This is a genomic window from Streptococcus sp. 10824 (assembly GCF_013276595.1).
Classification (GTDB): domain Bacteria; phylum Bacillota; class Bacilli; order Lactobacillales; family Streptococcaceae; genus Streptococcus; species Streptococcus pseudopneumoniae.
Genome location: NZ_VMLH01000127.1, coordinates 1 through 9137 on the forward strand (window position 1 = coordinate 1; position 9137 = coordinate 9137).

Sequence of the window (9137 nt, forward strand, 5' to 3'; positions counted from 1 at the left end):
AAACACAGTTTTGAGGTTGCAGATGAAGCTGACGTGGTTTGAAGAGATTTTCGAAGAGTATAAATTATACTTTTACAACTTGAACCTCGTCTTTACCGAGTAAAATCAAGTATTTTTCAATATTTTCAATCGAATAGGCTCGTGATAAAGCCTCTTCGTATAGAGCTAACTGACCACGATAGCGGTCTACGAGTTGACTTGGTTCATCATAGCGGTCTGTCTTGTAGTCGAACAGAACGATTCTATCCTCATAAAGCAGATAGCCGTCCAAGATTCCACGGACAACAAAGTCTTCCTGACTCTTTTGGTCTCGTTTGAGCATGGAGAAAGGTTGCTCGCGATAAAGATGGTTGGTATTAGCGATAATTTCCTGACCGAGTGCTGTGTCAAAGAAAGCAAGAATTTTATCAAGATTGATCTTGTCTCTGACAGCTTGGCTAGTTTGAACTTGTTTGAGTGTTTCTGTTAGGCTAGCAAGCGTTGGTCTCTGGCTGAGATCCATTCTCTGCATGAGTTCGTGAGTAGCACTACCAATCTCAGCTCCAGTTACCTTTTCTTTGGTTGAAAAATCTGGCAAATCAAAGCTGATTTTCTTGCCTACTGACTGACCTTGACCAGCAATCTCGACACCTTCCATATCCATAACTGGTTCGTAGAATTTCTTGATTTGACTTGGGGTTTGAACACTAGGAAGTTCAATAGCTGCGCGGTGAAGAGTATTATAAACTTCCACCTCCTTCAGCATTTCCAGAGCTTCTTTGATGGTATCTGACTGACGATTGTCTGCTTGGGAGCTATCTTGGAGAGGACTCTTGGTTTCCAACTGACCGATAGCTTCTCTGGTCAACTGATCTTCGCCAATAAAACGATAACTAAAGTTGAGCTTGTCCTTAGTAAACACTTTACTGATAGCCCAAAGCCAATCTTGGAAATTCCGTGCTTGCAGTCTAGTATTGCTATTTAGTTTCCCATTTTTGGCTGCTGGGTATTGCTTGGCTTCCAGCTTTTCACGAGAACCCTTGCCGACAAGATAGAGCTTTTTCTCAGCCCGCGTCATAGCAACATACAGCAAACGCATCTGCTCAGAATAGCTTGCCAGCTGTAATTCCTCTTCGTTCTGCCTATAGGTCAGACTAGGAATGGAGAGTTTGATGGTTTTAGGATAGTGGGCTTCCACTGCTCCTGTCTCCATTTTGGCAATGTATTTGACACCTAGTCCATTTTTACGGCTGAGAATGACTTCTGACATAGAGTCTTGCTTGTTGAAATCTTGATCCATATTGAGGATAAAGACGTAAGGAAACTCCAGCCCTTTACTCTTGTGGATGGTCATGAGCTCTACTGCGTCCTTAGGCGGTGCAACTGTAACGCTTGCCAAATCGTGCTGGGCTTCTAAAACTTGGTCAATCATACCAATAAAACGAGACAAGCCCTTGAAATTGCTCTTTTCAAATTGATCAGCACGCAGTGCTAGGGCATAGAGATTAGCCTGTCTAGCAGGACCATTTGGCAAAGCTCCAACATAATCATAATAAAAACGGTCGTTGTAAATCTTCCAAATCAAGTCATAGAGGGAGTGGGTTTTGGCATACAGGCGCCAAGAAGCTAGGACATCCATGAATTGCTTTAGTTTCTCAGCTAGAGCTGTGTGAATCAATCCTTTTTGGCTGCTTGTCAGTTTTTGAGCATTGATCAGTTTCTCATATAGATTTTCTTGGACTTTATCCTCTGCTTTCTGAAGGGACAAACGTGCTAACTCATCCTCATCAAAGCTAAACATTGGAGACTTCATAAGGGCAACCAAGGCATAGTCTTGCAGGGGATTGTGAATGACACGAAGGGTGTCTAGCATGACTTGCACTTCTAGGGATTGGAGATAATTGTTTTGCTCTCCGTCGGTTTTGACAGGAATTCCGTACTCAGACAGGGCGAGGAGAATCTGGTCATTACGACTGCGACTGGAGGTCAGAAGGGCAATTTCCTTAAAGGCAACACCTTGTTCCTTGTGGAGTTTCAGAATCTCCTTGATGACTAAGCGCATTTCGCCTGTTAGTTTCGTTTCTGTTTGACTCTCTTCTTCCTCACCTGTGTCGTTCTTGTCGTAGAGGAGAAATTCAGCCTTGTTCTCAGTATTAGGAGTCAGTTTGCTATTGGCAAAAACAAGCTGGTGCATGTTATCATAGTTGATTTCGCCGACCTCTTGATCCATGAGACGTTCAAAAACATCATTGGTTGCTGACAGCACTTCTGAACTGCTACGGAAATTTTCCTTGAGGAGAATGAGCTTGCCATCTTTTGGATTTTGCGCATAGCGTTGGAACTTTTCATTGAAAATCTGCGGGTCTGCCTGACGGAAACGGTAGATAGATTGCTTGATATCCCCCACCATAAAGCGATTGTGGCCATTAGACAGCAATTCCAGCATTCGTTCTTGAATATGGTTGGTATCCTGATACTCATCGACCATGACTTCGTGGAAACGCTCCTGATAAGCTTCACGGACTTGCGGGAATTTCTCTAAAATCTCAATGGTGTAATGGCTGGTATCAGCGAATTCAAAGGCATTTTCCTGACGTTTACGCTGACGATAAGCCTCCACAAAATCGCTCATAAAGGTTTGGAAGGTTTTAGCTAGTTTCCAAGTGTCTCCATGATAACGTTCTTGATAGTCGAGAATCGTTATCTGGTCTGACAGTTGTCCTAGTTTAGCAAACTGGGACTTTCTCTCTTCGTTGTAGGCATCGGCCAGTGGCTTCAAATCAGCCTTACGACTGGCATTAGTCAGGGCCCGGCCGTTTTTCTCTTTCGAAATTGCGACAACACGCGCAAGCACTGATTGAAAAGCCTTACTATCGGACTCTTGATTTAAGGAGCCAATTTCATCCAGAATCAACTGAACATTTTCTAAATAGGCAGCCTTTGCAAACTCCTTGGCATCGTTATCCAGATGATAACGGAAAAAGCTTTCCAAATCCCAAAGGGCTTGTTTGATTTGCTCAGTCAGTTTTTCTTTTTCATTGGTAAAATCAACCTCTTCAAAACCTTTGAGGAAAGATTCACTCAGCCACTTTTGAGGATTACTGGTGGATTGGAGGAAGTCATAAATTTTATAGACTTGCTGGCGCAGCCCCCGTTCATCTTTTCCACGTCCAACAAAGTTTTTCAGCAAATGACTAAAGGTCTCTTTCTGCTTACCTTGGTAATGGGCTTCAAAGACCTCGTGGAAGACTTCGTTTTTTAGAAGGAGTTGCTCGCTTTGGTTTTGTAAAATACGGAAATTAGGCGCAATATCAAGCAGATAGCCATGTTTACCAAGGAATTTTTGTGTAAAAGAGTCCATGGTTCCGATGGCTGCGTTGGGTAGGGCTGCCAACTGGCGACCCAAGTGTTGTTTGAGGTCAACGTCATCGCTTTCTTGGATTTGTTGGCTGATTTTTTTCTCCAAGCGTTCTTTGAGTTCAGTCGCAGCCTTGACGGTAAAGGTTGAGATAAAGAGTTGAGAAATTTCGACACCACGCGCCAATTGGTCCAGAATACGCTCGGCCATGACAAAAGTCTTACCAGAACCAGCCGACGCTGAGACAAGGATATTTTGACCAGAAGTGTAGATAGCTTCGATTTGCTCGGCAGTTTTCTTTTGTTCCTTGCTCGAATTTGCTTCTGCTTCTTGCAGTTTTTGAATTTCCTCCTCAGTTAAAAAGGGAATAGGCTTCATCGATTCAACTCCTCTCTTATTTTTTCAAACCAAGCTTGCTTGAGTTTTTCTCCGACCAGACGCTTGCCATCAGCTAGGTCCAACTTTTCTAGGAAACGGGCTTGACCCAAGTGGTAATTGGCTTCAAAACCTGTGATGGATTGATGTTGCTGGACGTAGGGGGCAATGCTTCTGCCATTTTCGGTATAAGGATTAATGGCGAACTGGCCTGTTAAAATCTTCTCAGCTGCTTTCTTGTAAAGATGGGCATTGTAGTCCAGTAGGAGCTGGAATTCCTCATCCGTCAGCTGATTAGCCTTGTTTTTATTGTAAAATTCGCCCAAATGACTGCTTTCTTTTTCTAAAAAGAGTCCTTGGTATTTCATAGACTTGCTAGCTTCTACTACTGCACCTGCCAGACTTTTAACAGCCATCAGAGATTGGACAGGTTCAGCTATTTCCAAGTACATAGCACCGAAAAAGTTCTGCTCCCCTTCTCTTTTTAGGGCAGCTAAATAGGTTGGCAACTGGGAATTGAGCCCATTAAAGAAATGAGGAAACTGGAACTGAGTCAGACTAGACTTGTAGTCTACTACTCCGATCGCCCCATCAGCTTTCAAACGGTCAATGCGGTCAACCTTACCTCGTACAAATACACTGCGTCCATTGTCCAATTGAATAAAGGCCTGCTCTTTTCCACCAAAATTTGCTTCTTCTTTGATGGTTTCGATGGCTGAATTGTGTCGGAGAATATGTCCAGTTGTCCGTGCAACATCAAGCAGAACTTCCTTGGTAAACTGGGCTTCTAAACTTTCCTGATAAATTGCTTCAAATTCGCGTTCTTGACTGGTTTCTTGAATAGCTTGTTCTAGACGGTGGTCAAAGGAATCTTCATCAGGCAACTGCAAGGCACGTTCAAAAATACGGTGCAAGAAGTTGCCATGACTGCGAGCATCCGGACGCAAACGTAATTCTTCCTGCAAGCCTAACACGTAACGGAGGAAATAACTGTATTGATTACGGTAAAACTCCGTCAAACCAGAGGTAGACAGGTAAAATTCCTGTTCATCAGGATAGAGTACCTGCAAGGTGTCCTTAGCCAACTGCTTACTGTTTGGACTGGTTGGGAGGGCAGGATTTGCAAGGCCTTTTTGGTCTAGTTTTTTCCCCATGACACGCGCCAGAACCTTGACAAAGGTCAAATCTTGCTCAGTCTCACTCATATCACCCTGCTGGTGATAGGCAACCAGACTGGACAAAAGACTGTGATAGGACCCCATATCCTCCTTAGACAACCCTTTGTGATTCATCCTCTTCTCTTTCCTGCTAAATCCAAAATGGACTAGCTCTTGAAGATAGGCTGACTCCTTGCTTTCACTTTCATTAAAAAGGCTTGGAGCCGACAAAACTAATTGCTTACGGGCAGAATTGACCAAAGAAAGCATAGTATAGCGATTTTTCTTGAGGTTTTCACTGCTGGCAATCAGCAATTGTGCCCCTTCCTCTGTCGCTTGATTTAAGCTTTGTCTTTCTTCATCTGTCAAAAGACTGGTGTTTTGCGCAATTTTTGGTAAATTGTCCTGAGTCAGCCCAATGGCATAGACAAAGTCAGCAGTCAGTGGTGCAATCAAATCGTAACTCTGCACTAGAACAGTATTCACTGTCGCTGGAATGGTGCGATACTGAGACAAACTCATTCCAGAATGGAGCAAGGCCAAGAAGTCCTCTAGACTAACCTGTGAACCAGCAAAAACAGTCGCAAATTGTTCTAAAACATGGCAAAAGGCCTTCCAAACTTCGGCTTGTCTTTCCTGTTCTACAGCTTCCATAGTTGCTGTCAAATCTTGTAACTGCTTGGTCACAACTCCTTCTTTTAGAAAAGAGTTCCACTTTTGCAAGAGATTTTCAGCCTTTTGTTTTCGACTAGCAAAGAGGGTTTCAAGCGGTGTTAAAATACGCAGACGAAGGGTATTCAAACGCCCTAAATCAAATTTTCCATGGTGGGATTTGGTAAAGGTTTGCTGAAAGGCTGGCAAGCCATTGATACCAAGATAGCGGATATATTGCTCAAATGAGTCAATATCAGCTTGACTAAGGTCGGTATACAAACCTGTTCTGAGGAGATTAATCAAATCCTCCTGACGGAAACGATAGCGTTTTAAAGCCAAAATAGATTCGACAAACTGTGTCAAGGGATGATGGGCCATGGATTCGCTTTTGCCTAGATAGAAAGGAATCTGATACTGGTCAAAAATAGTTTTAAGAGATAATTGATAAGACGCTACATCCCCCAAGAGAATACGAAAATGTTTGTAACTCAGATTTGAGTTCTCGTGCAATTTCTGACGAATGCCGCGGGCTACTAACTCCAACTCCTCCTTTTGTGTCAAACAAGACCAGATTTGCAGGTTTTCACGGTTCTTATCATCTACATCCAAAGCGAGTTCTGAAAAGTCATAAGAAGACTCCAACAAACGAGAGGCCTTGTCAAAGCTATCCATCTTCTCATGAGTTTGAGAATAGTCCTGAGCAGGCGTTTGGTATTTAGAGGCCAGATGATGGAGAAACTCCACACTAGCTTGATAGAGATTGCCTTCAGCGAATGCACTGGTATAAGCTTTCTTACTACCATAAGCCCCAATGACAATCTCAACACCCTTGCCGTGAAGTAAGTCTACAATTCGCTCTTCCTCAGCAGAAAAACGGGTAAATCCATCAATAACTAAAGCGATTTGAGTAAAATCACTACTAACTTTGTCATTCTCAATAGCCTCAATCAAATGGGACAACTGACTTCCCTGAGCCAACTGGCCTTGATTGAGATAGGCCGTTACCTTCTCAAAAATCAAGAGTAAGTCTGCTCGCTTGTCTTCATCCGTCAAACTCTCCAAGTCTAAAAAACTCATCTGAGCTTTGGTCATCTCGTGGTAAAATTCAATCAACTGCTGGATAAATTGAGGATCCTGCTTGATAGCTCCATAAACACGCAAGTCCTTGGGGTCAAGTTCTGCAAGGCATCTGTAAAAGACCATCCCAAGACCGATGTCATCTAGACTAGTCTTGGCAGGCAAGTCATTCAAGACTAGGTAACGAGCCATTTGAGCAAAGCGCGTGACGGTAATCGCAAAAGAAGCCTGCTGGGACAAGCATTCCAGCACGGCGCGTTCCTTTTCAAAAGAAAGAGAGTTGGGGGCGATGTAGAAGACCCGCTTGCCAGCAACAACTAACTCTTCCGCCTCTCTGGTTAGAATTTCTATCAAAGAAGTCCGAATATCAGTATAAAGTAATTTCATCTCAGCCTCGTTGGAATTTTTCATTACCCTATATTATACCATGATTAGCCTCGTAAATCCGTTAAAATATTTAGGCCATCTCTTTTCTTCATCATCTGCTAGATCTTAAATACTTAGCTTTACTTGTATTAGATAGAATAAGTCTGGCTACTGAAAATCACATAATAAAAAAAGCCTCGGTAACAAGGCTTTGAGTTTTATGATTGTTTCTTAGGTACGGAATATACTTCAATGTGTTGTCCTAGTACCTTGATGTCGACTGGTAGATTATCTGATTTATCGCCATCAACATCGGACTCTAATTCGATATCAGAAGAAATTTTAATAGTACGCGCTTTTATATATTCAATATTCTTGATAGAATGATTGAACTATAGTAAATTGAAACTAGAATAGTACACCGTGGATGCTAAAATATTTCTAGAAATTAATTTGATTTCCCTAATCAAGCTGTTCGTATATTATTTCAACCTACTATAAATCGTCTAAGAGAAACAACCGATAAGAATTGGCACAAAAGCGACCGTATTTTTGTTACCAATACAGGAAAACCAGTTCATAGTTCCGTCTTGAGCAAGTCTCTCCAGCGAGCAAACGAACGCCTTAAAAAACCAATTCCCAAACATCTGTCCCCTCACATCTTCAGACACACCACTATTAGCATCTTAGCAGAAAATAAAATTCCTTTAAAAACAATCACGGACGGGGTTGGTCATTCCGACTCTGAAGTCACTACTTACATCTACACCCACGTCACAAAGAACATGAAAGATGAAGCAATCAATGTACTGGATAAAGTTATGAAAAAGATTTTTTAAAAAGTTTTGCCTCTTTTTTGTCCTCTAAATAATCGAGTAGGGGATAATCTCTAGCCCCTCTCACACCACCGTACGTGCCGTTCGGCATACGGCGGTTCAACTAACTTTTAACGCATGTCGTTCAAGGTAATAATCCAAACACGAAACCAGTCCTCGTTTTTCAAGGACTGGTTTTGATATAGCACGTTTAAGTACCGACTTCTGAGCTACTAATTGATAATGGTCGCCCCAGCCAGATACCTTATCTGCTATCCATTTAGGAACTCCTAACTTAAGCAATCCCCATAATCGTCTCGATTTCTTCTTCCATTGCTTCCAGATAATCACTCGTAGGCGAGTACGCAAGCGCTCATCTATGCTGGTGACAATACTTTTCATATTTCCCAATGAGAAATAGTTTATCCATCCTCGAATGGACAAATTCAGTTGCTCAATACGTCTTGTTAGGTCTATACTCCATTTCCTCTGTGTTAGTTTCTTCAATTTAAACTTAAATCTCCGAACACTATCTTGATGTGGACGACTTTTCCAACCATCTGATGATTTCCAGAACCCAAAACCTAAGTATTTCAGCTCTCTTGGTCTGGTAATCTTAGTCTTGGTCATATTTACTTTCAAACCTAGCCGTTTCTCAATAAAACGACTAACTGAATACATCACACGCTTAGCGGCTGCCTCGCTTCCGACAGTCATCACACAATCATCTGCGTAGCGCACAAATCGAAGTCCCCTCTTTTCTAATTCCTTGTCCAATTCATTAAGCATGATATTGGATAAGAGAGGAGATACATTTCCTCCCTGTGGTGTGCCAACTAGCGTTTTATGACGTTGACCATTAATGATAACACCTGAATGAAGATACTTACGAATCAAGGATTCCCTATCTCCGTCTTCGATAATGTTATGTACTAAGGACATCAATCTATCTTGAGGAACCCTATCGAAAAATTTCTCTAGGTCTATATCCACTATCCACTCATAGCCGTCATTTAAGTACTCTAAGAACTTCCTGATGGCTTTTTCACATGACCTATTTGGTCTGAAGCCATAACTCGTATCTGAGAAATGAGATTCACAAATGGGGCTCATGACTTGGACAATGGCCTGTTGAATCATTCTATCCATAACTGCTGGAATTCCTAGTTGACGGATACCTCCGTTTGGTTTAGGAATCTCAACTCTAAGAACTGGTTGAGGCTTATATTTTCTCTGTTTTATCAGCTCCTTAGTCAAGCGCCAGTTTTGTCTGAGATAATTATCCATCTCTTCGATAGTCATTCCATCAATCCCAGCTGAGCCTTTATTGGATTTTACTTGATTGTAGGCTTCCAG

The 9137-nt window shown here is 42.1% G+C and carries 4 protein-coding genes and 1 pseudogene; 1 reads left to right on the forward strand and 4 read right to left on the reverse strand.

Annotated features, from left to right (window positions below; genetic code table 11):
- Nucleotides 1–64 precede the first annotated feature (64 nt).
- The 3 genes and pseudogenes from addA to HT701_RS10160 all read right to left on the reverse strand — a co-directional run.
- Nucleotides 65–3715: a helicase-exonuclease AddAB subunit AddA gene (addA, locus tag HT701_RS10150; RefSeq protein WP_172931492.1), complete on the reverse strand. Its 3651-nt coding sequence runs from the start codon at nt 3713–3715 to the stop codon at nt 65–67.
- Entirely contained in the window at nt 3712–6987 is a 3276-nt protein-coding gene (gene rexB, locus HT701_RS10155) for an ATP-dependent nuclease subunit B (protein WP_172931493.1), read from the reverse strand. Before rexB ends, addA begins: the two co-directional genes overlap by 4 nt.
- Nucleotides 6988–7184: 197 nt before the next feature.
- Nucleotides 7185–7340: pseudogene (locus HT701_RS10160) on the reverse strand (diacylglycerol kinase family lipid kinase); the annotation flags it as partial.
- Nucleotides 7341–7445: 105 nt separating this feature from the next.
- On the opposite strand from HT701_RS10160, the gene HT701_RS10165 reads away from it, so the two are divergent.
- On the forward strand, nt 7446–7805 hold the full coding sequence (locus HT701_RS10165) for a tyrosine-type recombinase/integrase (protein ID WP_078929799.1): 360 nt from the start codon (nt 7446–7448) through the stop codon (nt 7803–7805).
- A 96-nt stretch (nt 7806–7901) separates the two neighbouring features.
- Here the strand turns inward: HT701_RS10165 and ltrA are convergent.
- The coding region (gene ltrA, locus HT701_RS10170; protein WP_240152374.1) for a group II intron reverse transcriptase/maturase at nt 7902–9137 on the reverse strand (1236 nt) is incomplete at its 5' end.